The sequence below is a fragment of the Paraburkholderia sp. genome, from assembly GCF_024281035.1.
GTDB lineage: Bacteria > Pseudomonadota > Gammaproteobacteria > Burkholderiales > Burkholderiaceae > Paraburkholderia.
The window spans coordinates 97,653-113,225 of sequence record NZ_JAMXLH010000022.1 but is presented as its reverse complement, the minus strand read 5'-3'; the positions used below and the strand labels follow the sequence as shown (position 1 = coordinate 113,225).

The 15,573-nt window shown below is 62.6% G+C and carries 18 protein-coding genes; all 18 read right to left on the bottom strand.

Translation table 11 applies throughout. From position 1 onward, the window contains the following. Positions 1–126: 126 nt before the first annotated feature. Positions 127–429 carry a phage tail assembly protein gene (locus tag Q0L30_RS06720; RefSeq protein ID WP_296652904.1) on the bottom strand — a complete coding sequence of 101 codons (303 nt, stop codon included), beginning with the start codon at positions 427–429 and terminating at the stop codon, positions 127–129. 59 nt (positions 430–488) lie between these two features. Next, a complete protein-coding gene (locus Q0L30_RS06715) occupies positions 489–995 on the bottom strand; it encodes a phage major tail tube protein (RefSeq protein ID WP_296652902.1) in 507 nt (168 codons plus the stop codon). A 5-nt stretch (positions 996–1,000) separates the two neighbouring features. Further along, entirely contained in the window at positions 1,001–2,458 is a 1,458-nt protein-coding gene (locus Q0L30_RS06710; RefSeq protein ID WP_296652899.1) for a phage tail sheath subtilisin-like domain-containing protein, read from the bottom strand. A gap of 129 nt (positions 2,459–2,587) precedes the next feature. Then, the gene (locus tag Q0L30_RS06705; protein ID WP_296652897.1) at positions 2,588–3,160 is read right to left on the bottom strand and encodes a hypothetical protein; all 573 of its coding nucleotides are present in this window, start codon (positions 3,158–3,160) and stop codon (positions 2,588–2,590) included. Between the two features lie 2 nt (positions 3,161–3,162). Then, the gene (locus Q0L30_RS06700) at positions 3,163–3,696 is read right to left on the bottom strand and encodes a hypothetical protein (protein WP_296652894.1); all 534 of its coding nucleotides are present in this window, start codon (positions 3,694–3,696) and stop codon (positions 3,163–3,165) included. Positions 3,697–3,711: 15 nt separating this feature from the next. Further along, the gene (locus Q0L30_RS06695) at positions 3,712–5,277 is read right to left on the bottom strand and encodes a hypothetical protein (RefSeq protein WP_296652891.1); all 1,566 of its coding nucleotides are present in this window, start codon (positions 5,275–5,277) and stop codon (positions 3,712–3,714) included. Further along, the gene (locus Q0L30_RS06690; RefSeq protein WP_296652889.1) at positions 5,277–5,852 is read right to left on the bottom strand and encodes a phage tail protein I; all 576 of its coding nucleotides are present in this window, start codon (positions 5,850–5,852) and stop codon (positions 5,277–5,279) included. The genes Q0L30_RS06695 and Q0L30_RS06690 overlap by 1 nt, the downstream gene beginning before the upstream one ends. Then, complete coding sequence (locus Q0L30_RS06685; protein WP_296652886.1) at positions 5,852–6,763, bottom strand: baseplate J/gp47 family protein; 912 nt, start codon at positions 6,761–6,763, stop codon at positions 5,852–5,854. Before Q0L30_RS06685 ends, Q0L30_RS06690 begins: the two co-directional genes overlap by 1 nt. Further along, entirely contained in the window at positions 6,763–7,101 is a 339-nt protein-coding gene (locus Q0L30_RS06680; RefSeq protein WP_296652884.1) for a GPW/gp25 family protein, read from the bottom strand. The genes Q0L30_RS06685 and Q0L30_RS06680 overlap by 1 nt, the downstream gene beginning before the upstream one ends. Positions 7,102–7,152: 51 nt before the next feature. Further along, positions 7,153–7,827, bottom strand: a complete 675-nt coding sequence (locus Q0L30_RS06675; protein WP_296652882.1) for a phage baseplate assembly protein V — start codon at positions 7,825–7,827, stop codon at positions 7,153–7,155. Beyond that, positions 7,824–8,402, bottom strand: a complete 579-nt coding sequence (locus Q0L30_RS06670; RefSeq protein ID WP_296652879.1) for a hypothetical protein — start codon at positions 8,400–8,402, stop codon at positions 7,824–7,826. Before Q0L30_RS06670 ends, Q0L30_RS06675 begins: the two co-directional genes overlap by 4 nt. After that, complete coding sequence (locus tag Q0L30_RS06665; RefSeq protein WP_296652876.1) at positions 8,384–8,938, bottom strand: hypothetical protein; 555 nt, start codon at positions 8,936–8,938, stop codon at positions 8,384–8,386. The genes Q0L30_RS06670 and Q0L30_RS06665 overlap by 19 nt, the downstream gene beginning before the upstream one ends. Continuing rightward, positions 8,935–9,255, bottom strand: coding sequence for a hypothetical protein (locus Q0L30_RS06660; protein ID WP_296652874.1), 321 nt, complete (start codon positions 9,253–9,255; stop codon positions 8,935–8,937). The genes Q0L30_RS06665 and Q0L30_RS06660 overlap by 4 nt, the downstream gene beginning before the upstream one ends. Continuing rightward, a complete protein-coding gene (locus Q0L30_RS06655) occupies positions 9,255–9,440 on the bottom strand; it encodes a hypothetical protein (RefSeq protein ID WP_296652872.1) in 186 nt (61 codons plus the stop codon). Before Q0L30_RS06655 ends, Q0L30_RS06660 begins: the two co-directional genes overlap by 1 nt. A gap of 80 nt (positions 9,441–9,520) precedes the next feature. Continuing rightward, the gene (locus tag Q0L30_RS06650) at positions 9,521–11,440 is read right to left on the bottom strand and encodes a phage major capsid protein (protein ID WP_296652867.1); all 1,920 of its coding nucleotides are present in this window, start codon (positions 11,438–11,440) and stop codon (positions 9,521–9,523) included. A gap of 5 nt (positions 11,441–11,445) precedes the next feature. Next, positions 11,446–12,981 (bottom strand): phage portal protein, encoded by a 1,536-nt coding sequence (locus tag Q0L30_RS06645; protein WP_296652865.1) that lies wholly within the window; start codon positions 12,979–12,981, stop codon positions 11,446–11,448. Positions 12,982–13,016: 35 nt separating this feature from the next. Then, entirely contained in the window at positions 13,017–13,547 is a 531-nt protein-coding gene (locus Q0L30_RS06640) for a hypothetical protein (RefSeq protein WP_296652863.1), read from the bottom strand. A 3-nt stretch (positions 13,548–13,550) separates the two neighbouring features. Further along, positions 13,551–15,527, bottom strand: coding sequence for a phage terminase large subunit family protein (locus Q0L30_RS06635; protein WP_296652860.1), 1,977 nt, complete (start codon positions 15,525–15,527; stop codon positions 13,551–13,553). Positions 15,528–15,573: the final 46 nt, after the last annotated feature.

Sequence of the window (15,573 nt, the reverse complement as noted above, 5' to 3'; positions counted from 1 at the left end):
TCGTCAGTTCGTCCAGCCCATCCAGCCACCACAGAAACCGCGAAGCGGGCATGGCCAGTATTTCCGATTCACCCCAGCCCGTATGACTGGCCAGGGCCAGAGCGCAGCGTCGGATGGTGCTGCGCTCTATTCGAGAAAACCCAGGTAGGCCGCCGTCAGGCGCCTGTAGTCGCGCAGAGGGAGTTTGCGAACGTGTTCGGGCGCCATCTCCATAAGCGCCGCGAACGTCTCCATCTCTTTTTCTGCGTCGCTGCCCTTGCGCGCGTCGTGCGTAATCTGGTCGCCCACGGTCGGCTCGCGCATGCGCAATTTCGTCAGCGCCGGGCCACCGATGTTCAGCGGGCGGGACAGCGTGATATCCGCGAAGCCGTCGCCATATTTCACGAAATCTTCCGGCTTCTTTTCCGCGCTTTCGTTGTCGCTTTTCACGTTGCTGCTTCCTTCGTTGAAAGTGAATTTCGGGCTGGCATTGCGCCAGCCGCTACCGCTTAGATGCCCAGCAGGTTGCGGACATTGGCCAGCACATCGGTGCCGTTCTGCTTGAAGATCATGTTGGCCACGTCGATCTCCCACACCGTCGTGCCGCCATGGTCCAGCCGGTAATACGTCAGCGCCATGGTGGTTTTCAGCTTCGCGGCCTCGCCCGTCTTGACGGTGCCCTGGTCGATTTCCTTCACCTTGCCGCGCAACGTGTGGACGACGCCCGTTTGCGTGCCGTCGTCGTCCTCCAGCACTTCACGCAGGGATGCGGTAAGCGGCGTGCCCTCCACCACGCCGAACGTCGAAAGCACGTTTTTGTCGAAGGACTTCAGCGTGAAATCGGTTTCGAGCTTTTCCAGCCCCATCGTGATTTCGGCCGGCGCGAACATGCCGCCGCCGATGTAATCTTCCATCTTGGCGACGAGCTTCGGCGGGTTGAATTCCTCGCACTTGCCCGCCATGCCGTAGCCGTTGTAGAAGACATTGAAATACTTGCGAATGTCCTGGATCGCCATGGCGATTAGCTCCCTGCGCTGTTGCTGAAGATGCTGGCGATATAGTCATTCACCAGATGGCTGCGGAACGTCACGCGCTCTGCCGGGTATGCCGGCGTGAAGTCGAAATCGAACGCGATCTGGCCTTCTGCGACTTGCGCGGCGCTGTTCACGTCAGGATCGGCCCAGCAGTCACCGCCCAGGATTGCGCCCTTCGCCTGCAGACTCGAAAGGAACGCCTTCACGCCGTCCACCACGTCGTTGACGTAGTTCTTCGTGATGCCGCGATCCACCGCCCACAAGTGTGCCGCCTGCAGGCTGTCCGCGATAATGTCGGCGGTACGCACGACACACAGGAACGTCCATTTCGGATCACTGGACAGCGTGCGGTTCCCCCACAGCCGGAAGCCGTTCTGCCGAATCACCGTGGCCACGTTCTTGCTGTTCAGCAGGTTCGCGCGGCTGGTGGTATCCCCCAGCACGAAATCGATCGGGCGAGCGGTGCCGGTAATGCCGCTGATAGTCTGGTTGGACGGCGACCACCAGAAGCCCAGCGCGTTGTCCACCTGCGCAATAAGGCCCGCAACGCACGAGCTGACGTAGGAAACCACGTTGTTGCCGCTCGAATCGGTTTTCGTAATCGGCGGATCAACCAGGAAGATGCGCTTGCTGCCGAAGTCGCCTGCGTAGGCAATGGCGTCTGCATCGGTCGTGCCGGGGCCGTCCGCAATCACGACGGCGCGCAGCGAATTCAGGATGGTTCCCTGCAGCACGCTAACCACTGCGTTGGCCACGGTGCCCACGGTCGATGCGAACGTTGCCGCCTGGGTCGGCGCGCCGGCGGATGCGGGCATTGCGAACGCGGGCGCCGCCGTGAACTGGTAGCCGTTCTGGACGATTTCCGTGGACTTCACGATGCCGCCCACGACAGTGGCCGTTGCGACCACGCCGGAACCACCACCGCCCCCGGACGGAACCAGTGCATAGGTGCCGTCCGTGTAGCCGGCGCCCCCTTCTTCGATGGACAGCGTGGATACGCCATCGGCAACGCGCTGGTGCGTGAAGCCAGGCGCAACGATAATGCGCGGCTTGAAGCCCAGGACGTGCTCGGCAGCCATGAGAGCCTGCAGGCCCGTATAGTTGCCGTTCACGTCGGTGCCGCCGATCACCAGCGCGCGCTGCGCGTTCACGTCCTGGGCCACGTCTACGCGGATCACGACGATAACGGCTTTCGCCTGGTTCAGAATGCTGTCGATTGCATCCGGCAGCGTGCCGTTATCGGCGGACGTGGTGAGCGCGACAAGCTTCGCTGCGTCGCTGCGCGAGCCTGCAATCAGGACGGGCGTATTGAGGGGGAAGGCGGTCGGGTCCGCATTCGGCGCAGTGCCGATAATGCCGATCACCGAACTGGACGCGATGCTAATGCTTCGCGAGCCGTCGTCAATGTCGAGAACTTCGACACCATGCAGAAAGTCAGTGGACATATGGCCTTTTGTGGCGGTCTGGTTTCAGATTGGCGCCATGATCGCTTTGCGGCCGCACACGTTCCACATGAGGGTTTCGGCATAAAAAAGGGCGCCCGAAGGCGCCCAGTGGCTGCTCCCGCCTGAATGTTATGCAGACACCGCCGCGACGGCGTCCGCCGTGGTCGCTGCATTCACCTGCGCGACGGCTGCCGCGTACTTCGACTGTGCCGCCGTGCGGAACGCCACCCAATCCACATTCACCTGCGCCACCTGTGCCGCCGTGTGCGCGGTGTACGCCCAGGTGCCGGTTTGATCCTCGCACCACAGCGGCGTGGCCCATGCGCCCGCCTGCCCTCCCGACGCGGCCACCGCGCTTTGCAGGTTGTCCTGGTCGTTCTTCTGCGACGGGTAAGTGTGCGGGGCGCCCAGCGCCGACGACGCGAAGCCCGCGACAAGCGCCGCACCGCACGCGGCCTGCAGCGCCGAAATCTTGACGGCCTTCGCGCTTGCGAGAACCACGGTCGGATCAACCGGCGGCGCAGCCATAACGGCAATTGCCACAGTGTCCACGACGTACGCACCAGGGCTGGCCAGGCATGCCTGCCACTGGTCGTTCGTGATCGCCAATTTCAGCGTGCCAGCGGGCGGCATGCCGATGGCGTCATCGTAGAAGCCGGTGATTGCCCCGGTAGCGTCATAGGATGCGTATTTCTGGCTCATGATTAATATCCGAGTACGAGAAGCATTGCGCCGGGAATTGCAGCGTTGTATGTGTTACCCACAGTGACGGCAGTCTTGGATGGGGTGGTCGGGTTCACCCGATACGTAGCCGTAAAGCCGCCGTCCACGGAGTTTGCAAACGCAACAAATCCCATCGTAGGGAACGCTATTGGCAGCGTAACCGACACGCTCCCCTGCGCTCCGATCGACCCGAGCGTCATCCACTGGATAATCAGACCGCCTAACCACGTCGGGAACGCGATATAGCCATTCGCGCCCAGCGAAATCGAAAACCCCGCGCGCAGTTTCTTCGGCGTGACGATAGTGGTGTCGTCGGTGCCTGCGTTCGTGATCGCCTGCGTAGCCACCTTCGATGTGCCCTGCACGGTTTCCTGGGCCTGCTCGGCCTTCATCCACGCCGTGGTGGCCAGCGCCGTGCTGTTGTCGCCCGACGCGGGCGTGGTGCCGTTAATGATGCCGTTGGCGGCCGCCGTCAGCAGCCGCGCAAGCGCAGCGAGATTGGATGCGAGTGACATATTGTTTTCCCTCCCTTAGTTACCTATCGCCATCCACCACGTTTGTCCGCCCGTAGCGGCGCTGGAGGTGCATATGAACGCGGAATTACTGCTCGCGGAGACAGCCGCCACCACCCCGCCGATACCGCCAATGGCGACAGCCCGAACGGCAGTCGGGAAAGTAGTGGGGAAGGCAACGCCAGTTCCCCCAGGGGATGCCCCTGTAATCCCCCACTGGATAATCAGGGCGCCCAGCCATGACGGGAAAGCCACATAGCCGTTTGCCGCCAACGAAATCGAAAACCCCGCGCGCAGCTTCTTCGGCGTAACCGCCGTGGCATCGTCGGCGCCTGCATTCGTCAATGCCTGCGTGGCCACCTTCAGCGTGCCCACATTCGTTTCCGTCGCCGCCTCGCCCTTGAACCACGACGTGCTGGGAACGTTCTGGCTGTTGTCGCCCGCCGCTGGCGCCGACACCGTAGAACCGGCATACAGGGCAAGGGGGCCGCCCATCGTGTCGCCCGACTTCTGCACGGCGTTGGCCACGTTGAACGTCGAGAACAGATAGATTGTCAGCGTGTCCGCTGCCACCAGCGCCTGCGTGAAATTGATCGTCTTACCGTCCGTCGCCGTGAAGTCGGGCGCAGCCGCGGTGCCCGGCTCCAGCATGGAACCGTTCTTCTCGATCATGAGAGCGCCTGGCGTGTAGCCGCCCGTGATCGTGATGGACGGACCTGCCTGGCCACTAATCGGCACGGCACGGAAACCCGCCTGCCCGCCTGCGCTGGCGAATTTGATATTCGTTCCGTCCGACTGGACAATAACCGGCGAGCCAACCGGCAGCACGACGCCTGCGCCGACGCCGCCGGTTACTTCTGCCGTGATGTTGTAATTGCCCGTGGCTTCGTTGTCGATAATCCACTGCCCCGTCTGCGCCGGGAACAGCAGATTTTTCGAAGCTGGCAGCGCGCCGGTAAGCTTCAGCATGCCCACGCCATACTGCGCCGCTGTCAGGGCGGTATCGCCGGCCGCCGACACGTCCACGTTTTTGAGGCCGTTGAACGCCTGAAACAGCGCGGCCATATTGGCCACCTTCGTGGACATATCGCCAGTGGGCGCAGTCGGCACGCGAGCATAGCCGCCCGACACTGCCATGATTACCCACGCACCGCCATTCGCAGCGTTCAGCGCGGTATTCAGACGCGCACGCACGCCCGCACCTGCAGGCAGCTCGCCGCCCGACAGCGCCGCATGGTCGCCGCCGTACAGCGGCAGCGTGGCCAACGCATTGCCGCCCGCGTTCGTCAGCGCGACATTTACCGCGTTGTCGTTCGTGACGGCCACGCGGAAATTGATTTCCATCCCGTCTTTCAGCGCTGGAACGGGCAGCGGGTAGACAAGCGTGATAGCGTTTTTCGCGCCGCTGTCGCCAATGAAATTCAGCACGCCGTCCAGAATGCGATTCAGCAGGAAGCGCGTGCGATTCGCCAGCGATTTGGGCGGCGTGTTCATAACGCCGTTTACGCCACCCAGCGCGTTATCGTTGGTTTCCCACTGGTAGACGCCAGTGTCGAATTGGTCTACTTCGGGCAGGTTCGCCATTAGTCAACAGTGCCAAGGTTATAGGTTCCGTCCAGCTTCACGGTCCCGTTTAAGATGAAAGCCGCTTCCGTGAAATCCAGCGCTTCGAGATAGCAGCGCGCTGGCGCGGTGTTCGCTAGAATCCGCTTCACCTGCTCCACCTGGCTATTCGCAATCGGATTGGCAAGCTTCACGCGATACCACGCCCACTTCGTGCCGTCCGAGTCGCCCAGGTAACTGGTGCCGTCGAGATTGCGCGAGCCGTCCAGCATCCACGCGCCAGCGCCTTCGACCACTTCCGCGTTCGGATAACCTGCAGCGGCCAGCGCCATCTTTATGGACGCTGGCGTGCCCTTGATTCGATGCACGGCAACGCTGGACGCGATCACGGCGCGCTTAGTCGACTCGGGCCAGTTGCTGTCCCACTCGCCAACCGAATAGGCCCATGCGAGCCACGGCAGCAGTTCTACGGGGCACGTTTCCGCGTTGTAGAGGGATCGAATTGGCACCGGCACGTCAGACAGGCGTGCGAGGCTGTTCGCAATCGCGCGCTCTTGATTCGTCGCACTCGGCGGCAGAAGGCTAGGATCGGCCATCAGACTGCAGCCCCGCTAACCGTTATGCCAGTGCAATACGATGCATGCGTTTTGTCCGCTGCCATGTCGGCCTGAATGCCTCCGGCATTCAACACGACATTTTGCACGCCCGTGGCCCACAGCGCTGCATACACGCCCGCAAGCGTCGGCGCACCACCGCACTTATGCACGCTGTCTGCGTAGGCCTGCGCGTTCTGCTGCGCGAGTGCCAGCACCGCTGCCTGGTCGACGTTCGCGTAAATGTCCAGCGTCGCATTGATCGTATACGGCAGGATCGTGGCGAATTGCACAATTACCGTATCGCACAGCGGGCGCACGTTCTCAGCGCTCAGTGCCGCAGTGACTGCGGCCAGCAGCGTTTCGTTCGGATCGTTGTCCGCGCCACCGTCGCCGTTCGCATGCAGGATCGTTACCAGCACCGTGCCAGGCGTCGGGCTTGTCACGCTCACGTCCAGCACCAAACCGGACGCCGACAGCGCATAGAACTCGTATGCGCCCACGGGGCCAGCACTGGTGAAGCCTTCGAACGATTGCTGCGTGCGCGAGCGCAGAGCGTCGTTCGATTCCATGACGGCAGCCGTGGGCGGAACAGTGGTGTTGTCTGCCGACGTAACCGTCAGGCGCTCCACGTCGAACCCAGCCGCAAGCTGGTCCAGGTCGCCGTCCTGCGCGTAGGCGAGCAACAGCGCCTGCGCGGCTTCGTTCACGCGCTGGCGCAGCAGCGTTTCGCGATACGCGGCCACCTGCAGAACTTTGTATGTCGGATCGGACTCCACCAGCGCGGAAAACGTGGTGTCGCGCGACATGAGATCAGTCAGCATGTCTGCGAAAATCGTGTCGAAATCCAGCGGATCAATGATCTGCGGCGGCGGCAGCGTCGAAAGATCAACGGCAATGTAGGCGCCCGACATTACGACACCCTGATTCCGTCGAGCGTGATGGCCTGGCCATCCGGCTTATAAATGCCGTACAGGTCCAGCACAACTTGCCCAGGCTGCGCGCTACTGGCGACAACCTGCTTTACCTGAAAACGCGGCTCCCACTTGCGGATCGCGTCTGCCGTCGCTGCATAGATGCGCGAAAGCACGGCCAGATTCATGGGCGCATCCACAAGCTCGGGCAAGTCGCTGCCGTAGTCGCGACGCATCACGCGGCTACCTTTCGGAGTATTGAGGATATCGGTAATAGACTGCCTCAGGTGTTCGATACCTGAAAGCGGCTTTCCCGTGGTCGCGCTGGTCCCGTTCATGGGCGGAATTCTGGCTTTCGCCAGCATCCCGTTCCACATGAGGGTTTCGCTTTACGCCTCGGCGGCGCTTGTCGGCGGCCCGTCGTGTTCAGTGTGGTGGTGCGACTTCACGCCGATACCGTCCACGTTCACGTCGCCGCCGGTCACGTTGACACCGCCCACAATAGCATTGGCGCCCCCGCTGTTGCCCGCTGCCCCCGAAACACCAGCCATCCAGGTAAGCAGCTTGGTGACGGTCGCCGCGCCCATGAATGTGGCCTGGTCGCCGTCATGCTCGATCTGCGAAACCTTGAGCGCCAGTTTGCCGTCCGTAAGCGTCATGGACGAGCCGCCCACCTCCACCGTGAAGCTGCCGCCGCTGGGTATCTGCAACAGATACGCGTGCGCGCTCTTGTCGTACTGCTCCACCGCCCCGTCGCTGTACGTGCGACGCCTTACGTTCGGGTCCGTCGTCGGTGCGGCGTAGGCGTCCTGATACAGTGAAAACAGGATGATGGCCTGCGCCATGTCGCCATACGGCGCGAATACCAGCACCTGTTCGCCCGGAGAGGGTGCCCACCAGTCCGCATCAGTGCCGGCGCGAATCGTGGCCCATTGCATCGGGTCCGACTGCACGCCGCCTATCTCTACGACGGCCGTATCTGTTCCCGCCACGAGCTGCACCACGGTGCCGATGCGCAGAAGCTGCGATATCTGGCGCTGCAGCTCGCCAATGTCCTGCATCATGATGGCGCACCCGGCGGCATGACGGGCTGATAGGCCGATTCGTTGCCGGCGCCGATATCGGGCGAAAAGCTATACGTGGGATTGGCTGGCGTCGTGCCGTCGAAGTCCGCAGCCCATATGTCCTGCCCAAGTTGTAGCACCTGCGTCCACTCCACACGCCAAACCACATAGCGGTCGCACCCCGGCGCGAAGTCGTCACGGTAAGCGCCGATCACCTGCGCCGCCTCAGTCCACACATTGGCGCCCGTGAATCGCTTCAAGCGAAGCCACGCGGCGAGCGCACCGGCTGCCGTGCGCGCGGCGGTCTTTGCCTTCGTCGTGCGGTAGCCGATGATTACGCGAGCCTCCAGCCTGCCGCGCATCGAAAGCTGCCCCGTGCCACGATCTTCCACGCCTTCGTTTTCGAATTCAGTCAGGTCAAGAAGGATCGCCGGAAGATCGACGCCCTCCAGCTCGTCGCGGTCGGTTTCCTCGCGGTCGAATTCAACCGTCTTGAAGTCAGGGAACGTAGCCTGTATCTGTGCCACCACGGCGTCCTGATAGGCCGAAATGTCCACTACCGTTTCTGTCGCCATGCCAGTTCGTGTTCGAATGTCTTGTAAAGCTGCGTCGTGAAGTCGGAGCCACCCAGCAGGTGATCTTCGATATAGGTCTGCGCGGGGTCGCCAAGCTCGACCGTGACTTTCTTGATTGGCAAGCGTGACTTGCCCTTTCGGATGAACACCTGCCGATTGCTCGACGCGGGGCCGTTGACGCCCGCTCGCCCGTTCGCGATGAAGGCGCTTTTCACGAAGCGGCCGCCATAGGCCGTTACGCCCTGCCTTGTTTGCCTCGCGTTCAGGTGGATCATTCCCATGGGGTCCAGTCCGTACCACACGCGTACGCCCTTGCCGCCCGCCACGCGGGCCAGCCGGAACGTTCGAAGGCGGCGCCGTACTTCCTTCTGCGGCAGCATCAGGTGCTGCGCCAGTCCGCGGACGGATCGCGTGGTAAGCCAACGCGCAACCTTCACACACGTGGACGCCAGCGCCGCGTCCACCTGCTTGGGCGTCGCCGCCAGAAACGCTTCGATATTCTCCAGACCGCTTTCGTTGACGGCGATATCAATCACAGAGACGGCTCCAGAATCACCACGGCGAAACCGTCGCCGGTACGCCTCGGCGTCTTGTGCGCCTCGTAGTTGCCACCCTCGACCACCAGCGCGTCGCCGCGCCGAACGCGCGACACGTCCGACCATTTGCACGTGAACGTGGGGCGCGTGGTGTCCTGTTCGAACGTGCCCAGCGCGGCAGACTCGCCCGGTTCCTCGAACACGCCCGCGATGTCCTCCAGCACCGTGCCATCGGCCAGCGTGAAGGTTCCGAGACTCGCGAATTCATCGGGGTTCAGGAACGCGTTTAAATCGTCCCAGGACGGCTGCGCAGGCATCAGGCGCCCTTACCCTTCGACACGGGGCGCGCGGGCTTGTCCGTGAGCGTACGCGCGGCCTTGCACGCCTTCAGGTCGCGCGCCTCACGCTCGGGCAGTTCCAGGCGGTCGCCGGTTTCCATCAGTTCGCCGCCCACCCATACAGGGCGAAGGATTTCCACCACTTCGCTACGCTCGAAAGCCATTTTCCTTGCTCACCTGTGAAACAGGCCGCTTTCGCGGCCTGTCGTTTCAATCTACTGCTGCCGTATCGGTAGCGCTCTCGTTACACCGCCGGTTTGCGGCCCAGCGCGAACGATTCGACGCGGCGCACCGCGAAATCCACGTCCTGGTGGACCACGACACGCACGCCGCCCGACTTCGAGAGACTGTACGGGTCAACCATCAGGTCCAGACCGCCCCACATGGCGATGATGAGGTCGGCGAAGTTGCCGAAGAACACATCACCGGCCGCGAGCTGGTTCGTGACTTCCGTGCGGTAGCCGTTCATCGTGTCGCCCGGCTCCCACAGCGTGGCGCCGGTCGGCGTGCCGGGGAATTTCTGCGTAGTTTTGGCTGCGCCCTTGGTCGCCGCGTCCAGGACATACGACAGATTGCCGATTGCCGCGTTTTTGCTGGCGATGGCCGTTTCCATCGCCACGATTTCGGCGTATGCCGGGAACTCGCCGACGAACGGCACAGCACTGATTCCTGCCGTGTTCGCGATGCCCAGCGGCTGGAAGTTGTTTCCCGTGCCGTAGTAACCGGCGTAGTCGATCGCCAGGCCAATCGCTTCCGCGAGGTCGGCGCGCACCAGCGCTTCCACGTCCAGACTCGATTGCTGCATCAGCTTGCGCGAAATATCGGTGTACGCCGCAACGGTCTTGGGCGACAGCGAAATCTGGCCCAGGTCCGGTTCCTGCGCAGTGGCGTCCGCTTCTTCGCCCACCCAATAGCCCTGCGAGCGCGCCGTTTTCTTCGGAATGTCCACGTTGCCGACCAGGCCGCCCAGCGTGCGGCCCAGCCTCATGATGGTCGTGGCATTGATAAGCATGTCGATGAACGCCGACGCCATCAGGTTCGTTGCCACCGATGCGGCACCCGTGTTGCCAGCGCCCACTTGGCCGTTCGAACCCATGTTCAGGGAGCGCAGCGAGCGCGCCAGCACTTCCGGCGGCACCATGATGCCCTGCGCCTGTTTGCCCAGCCGATCCGCTGCGGCGCGGCTCGCGTCGAACTCGAAAGCAGCCTCATTGCGCAGCTTCGCATCGCCCGGATTCGCCAGCGAGCGCAGCGCCCGCATGAAGCTGTAACTGCGGATTTCGTCATCGGTGAGGCCCACCGACGCGTCGCGCGTCTGCTCGGTGACGGGGCGCGACTGGCGCTTTTCGACGTGATCCAGCAGCGCGCGCTGGAATTCGGCCACGCTCTTGCCATCCTTGATGAACGAGCGCGCGAGGTCATGCGCGCCGTAGGTTTCGCCCATCGTGAGGATTTCGCTTACGCGGGTGCGCTCAGCGTCGCCTCCCTCACGGCGCACCGCGCTGGTGTCGATTTGCTGCGGCGCTGCGTGCGCCGGCTGGTTCTGCGTGTTCGGGTCCATGTGGCGGCTGCCTTCAGTTGGAGTGTGTTGCTGCGGATTTTGCGGTTGTGCTTGCACGGGTTCCACATGAGGGTTTCCGGGCGCGAGGGAGCGGCCAACGCCAACGGTGGTATCGGCGGGAACGGCGACCCAACTAATTTCGTAAGGCAGCCAAGACGTGACGGTGTACACGTCGGGGCCATCTTCGCTTTGCTCCGTCAGCACGATTTCCAGCACGCGGTATCCCACCGAAACATGCTTTCGGATGCCGTCGATAACGTCCTGGAAAATTTCCTGCGCACGCGCGCTGCGGCTGAAGCGGATCAGGGCGCGGCCCATGCCGTCTGCGTCGATGGTGGCCGACTCGATCACGCCGACTTGATCGGTCCAATCGTGGTCCATCAGATTGGCACCGAAGTTGTTCAGGCGCGACATATCCACCGCGCCGTCAGCGTGAGACAGGATTTCCATCCCGTACCACTGGCGCACAGGCGTTTCCGACGAAAACGCCACCTGCACGGTGCGCGCCTCCGCGTCGATTGCGCCCACTTCCATCTGGCGCACGAAGTCACCGCGGCCATTGATTTCGCGGACGGACAGGGCTTGTTTGATCGTTTGTGCCATCGTCGTTAGCTGTTCGGTTTTGCGCCTTCGCTGTCGGTCGGGGTCGCCAGCTTTTGGCCAAGGGTTGCCATGATGAAGATTTCTGGAATGCCGGCCGCCTTCATGGCTTCGATATCCGCCGCGAACTCGGCCCACACTTCCACCGGGTCACCGCCCCATTCGCGGATGATTTCTCCGGGGCTTTTCAGCAGTGCGTTTTTCGAATTCACTGCCGCGTCAACGTCGGCGGTCGGGTCGATCCACTGCCAGCGGCGCGGCTGCCAGCCGCAAGCCTTCAGCAGCTTCGCGTACAGCGAGGCAGCGAGGGGAACGCCGGTGCCCGATACGATGCGGCCTTTCAGCAGGCTGTATTTCAGCCACGCTTCGAACACCGGCTGCACCAGGTCTTCAATCAACCACTCCTGCAGTTCCTTCCAGTGTTCGCGCTCGTCAAGCGTCCCCTGCCGAATGCTGGAGAAATTGACGCCTTCCAGGTCGTTCGCGAGATTGTTGTACGCCACGCCCATACCGGCGGTCGCGCCGCGCAGAAGGGTTTTGTATGTGGGCAGGAATTCGCCAACCGGGTATTGCGGAAGCCATTCCTGCAATTCGGCGCCATCCGGAAGCACGGGAAACGTGCCGGGTTCTGCGTCAATCTCCAGCGTGGGTTCTTCGCCTTCTTCCCACGCAGGCGCTTCGCCGTCCTTCCACTGGACGAAACCCATTTTCGATGCGCCCACGCGCGCATTGATAACGGCGGCATCTTCGAAGCCCTTCATGTGGCGCATGCGGAACAGGGCTGTGGCCATCCACGGCAGCCCGCGCTTTTGCCCCACCAAATCTTCTAGATAGCCGTGAATCATTTCCTCGGCGGGGATGCGGACGTGCCCGACACCGCCGTATTGATATTCGGCCTCGCCGTCGTCAACCGTCGTCAGGTGGTACGCGACGGGGCGCCCGTACTGCGTGAACTCGATACCGTGGCGAATGAAATTCTTGCCGTTGTATTTGTCCACGTTGTAGTCGATAGGGATGCGCAGCGGGTCGATAACCTGCAGCGCGAAACCCCACGGGCCAGCCTCGGCGCCCATGACGATGCGCACGAAAAATTCGCCGTCCTGCGCAGCGCTTTGCACGCATTGGCGCTGGATCGCGTTCCACGAACGCTTACCCGTAACACTCGCGTTTTTCTTGTGGCCCCACTCTTCCCATGCGGCCTTCAGCGCAGCGCTTGTGTCTGCATCCGCACCGCCACGGGGCTTTTTTACGGATACCTTGAGAACAACGCCATTCGGCCCCACGACGTTCTGGCGACACAGCCTCAAAAACGCCTTGGCGTAGTCGTTGTTCATGCACTGCTCGCGCGAGCGTGCGACGAGCGTGCGCAGGTTGCGCGTGATGATCCAATCCGCCGGAACGGAGAATGCCGCCCAGCTTCCGTTCAGGCGATCATTGTCCGCAGCCTGAAACGAGAACGCCGAACGGATAGCGCGCTGCGCGACGCGCATGCTGCTGCGCAAGGTCGTATTGGGCGACGCTGCAGGCAGCGGCGTGGCGGGCAACAGCCCACGCGAGCGGATGAAATCGAATATCGCCATCAGAAGGTCACCTTCACCTGGCGCCCGAACAGTGCGCCACGTTGCGCGGCCTTAAGGCGCTGCAGCTCTGCGCGATAGTAGCTGCGCAGCTTGAGAAGATCGCCAATCGGCGTTCGGTGAAGCTCGCGATTGTTGATCGTGTAGCGCTCCTGGTCCATCGTGGCGCGCTTCTCGATCACAGCTTCAATGGCAGCCAGGACGCGCTGGGCGTGCACGCGGGCGTCGGTTCCGTCTGCCATCGTGGACAGGTCAGCCTCGACCGTAACCATCCCGCTTTCGATTTCCAGCACGGTGCCGCTCGACACGGCGCGAAGGGAGAACAGATACTGGCCTGCGGGCCACGCGGCGGTGGTTGCGGCGTCCACCAGTAACTGGTGCTGGCTGCCGCTGTCCGTGCTGCTGAAGCCAATCGCCTTCGGCCCACACAACAGCGCCTGCACCTGCCACGTGGGGGCTTGGTACAGGTCCAGCTTTACGGTCAAATCGAACGTGACGCCCGCTCGAATGGTTCCGGGGAATTGGCCGCTCATGTCTTACCAGTTTGTGGCGAACCCTCCACGGCGTCGGCCAGCGGTAAGCGATTTCGCCCGTTTAATGGGCTTAGTTTCCCCTTGCGGCTTGTCCGGTTCCACATGAGGGTTTCGCGCTTTCGCCTGCGTTGCGTCGCGCGCGTCGGTAAGCAGCTTGGCCAGCTTCACTGCGACTTCACCGGCTGTAATCGGCTCTTTTTCGGTGTTTTCAGCCGTTTTCGCCGTTTCTGGCGCAAAAACCCCTGTTTCGGAGTCCAAAATCAGCCGCTTTGCCAGCGATTTCATGCTGGGGTTCATGATGCGTAGCGCAGCGAACGCGTACACGCGGCAGTCCAGTGCTTCATTGCGCGCCTTGTCGGGCTTCTGCCACGTGCGGACAGGAAAGCCGCGCACGAAATTCGTTACCAGCTTTTCGGCGGTAAGTTGCTTGAAATAGTCGCTTTCGTGGTCTTCATCCACAGGGAAACGGCAGAAGCCGGGGCCGTCCTTCTGCAGCGCGAGGCGGCGCATTACTACCAGCTTCCCTTCGTCCACGCCCACATTGAACAGGTCAACCTTGCGGCTGCGTTTGCCGGATTGCTTGCGCTGCGGCTTCTCGACCACCGCGCGGCCCCAGCCGGGGATGCCCTTCACTGCGAAGATGCGGCGCCCCTTTCGGGCGCGAATGTAGTCGTATGCGGCCTGCGTGTAACCCGTCGTGCCGCCCGTGTCCACGCATGTGGCCTGCACCGTAAGCGCTACGCCGCTTTCGTGCTGCCATTCTTCGGCCAGAAGGTCGTCCAGGTCGTTCCATACGTCGTTCGCCAGCGGATCGCCCCACAGCACGCGATACGCTACAGACCACGAACGTTCAAACAGCCCCCACGCCACGATTTCGACTTCCAGGCGATCGGTTTGCATGTCAACCCCGGCAGTCAGGTAAAGGGCATGCATCGGCACGGCTGCCGCGTACACTTCGCGCCGGTTGTAGAGCGAATCCGGGTCGGCCTTCTCGGCGGTTTCTTCGAATGTTTCGGCCAACGACACGTTGACGAACGATTGCAAGTCGCCTGCGGCCAGCTTGTTCAGGTAGGACTGGACGATATCGCGCAGCCGGCGGAACGTTGAAAGCATTTCGGGAGCGTGGAACGATGCATGGCCCTTGAACGGCTTCGACGCCTTCCAGCCGCCGCCGTTCTGCTCTGCCGCGCGGATCGCTGCGACGCGCTGGCCATCGTCCCACAGGCTGCCGCAATGCTCGCACGTGTAGCGCGCGGTTTCCGGTTCCTGCTCGCCTTCCAGATTGTCGCGGCCATTCCAGATAACCTGCGGCCACTTCAGGTATTGCTGTTCGCCGCAGTGCGGGCACGGCACGTAATAGCGTCGCTGGTCGCCAGCGAGATAGGAAGTCTCGATACGCGAAGCGCCTTTGATGGTCGGCGTGCTGCTCTCGGTGCGCAGCTGCAAATCACCGAACGTGGCCGCGCGCTGGGCTAGCAGTTCGAGCGGATCGCCTTCGCCCGTGTCGGCCAGCATGCCGTCCACTTCGTCCGCCTGGGTGACTGGCGCAGAGCGGCCGCGCAGCGTGCGTGGCGAGCCCGCCCAGCCGAACATAAGCCAGCCGCCGATATACGAAATGATGCGGCTGTTGTTCGCGCCCTCGCGCCCTCGCGCCTTCGCCATGCGGGCGGTAATCTTAGGGTTCGCGTCCAGCATCGGGCGCAGCTTCGTTTCCTGGAACGTCTGCACGTCGCCCTGCGTCGGCTGGATGAAAATCTGCGAGCGCGGATCGTGTTCGATGAAAAAGCCGCTAATCACCTGCTGGACGGTGGTTTTCCCAAGCTGCGCGCCCGTCATGTATGACACGCGCTGAATCCCCGGCTCCACAATCACGTCCAGCATGCCGCGCTGGTACGGCGCATTGTCGAAGCGGATAAACCCCGGCACGGCATTACCGGCGGGGATTTTCAGGTTAGCTTCGCCCCACTGCGACGGCAGCATGGGGGGCGCCGGCACAAGGTTGCGCGCGGCGCGACGCATGGCGCGC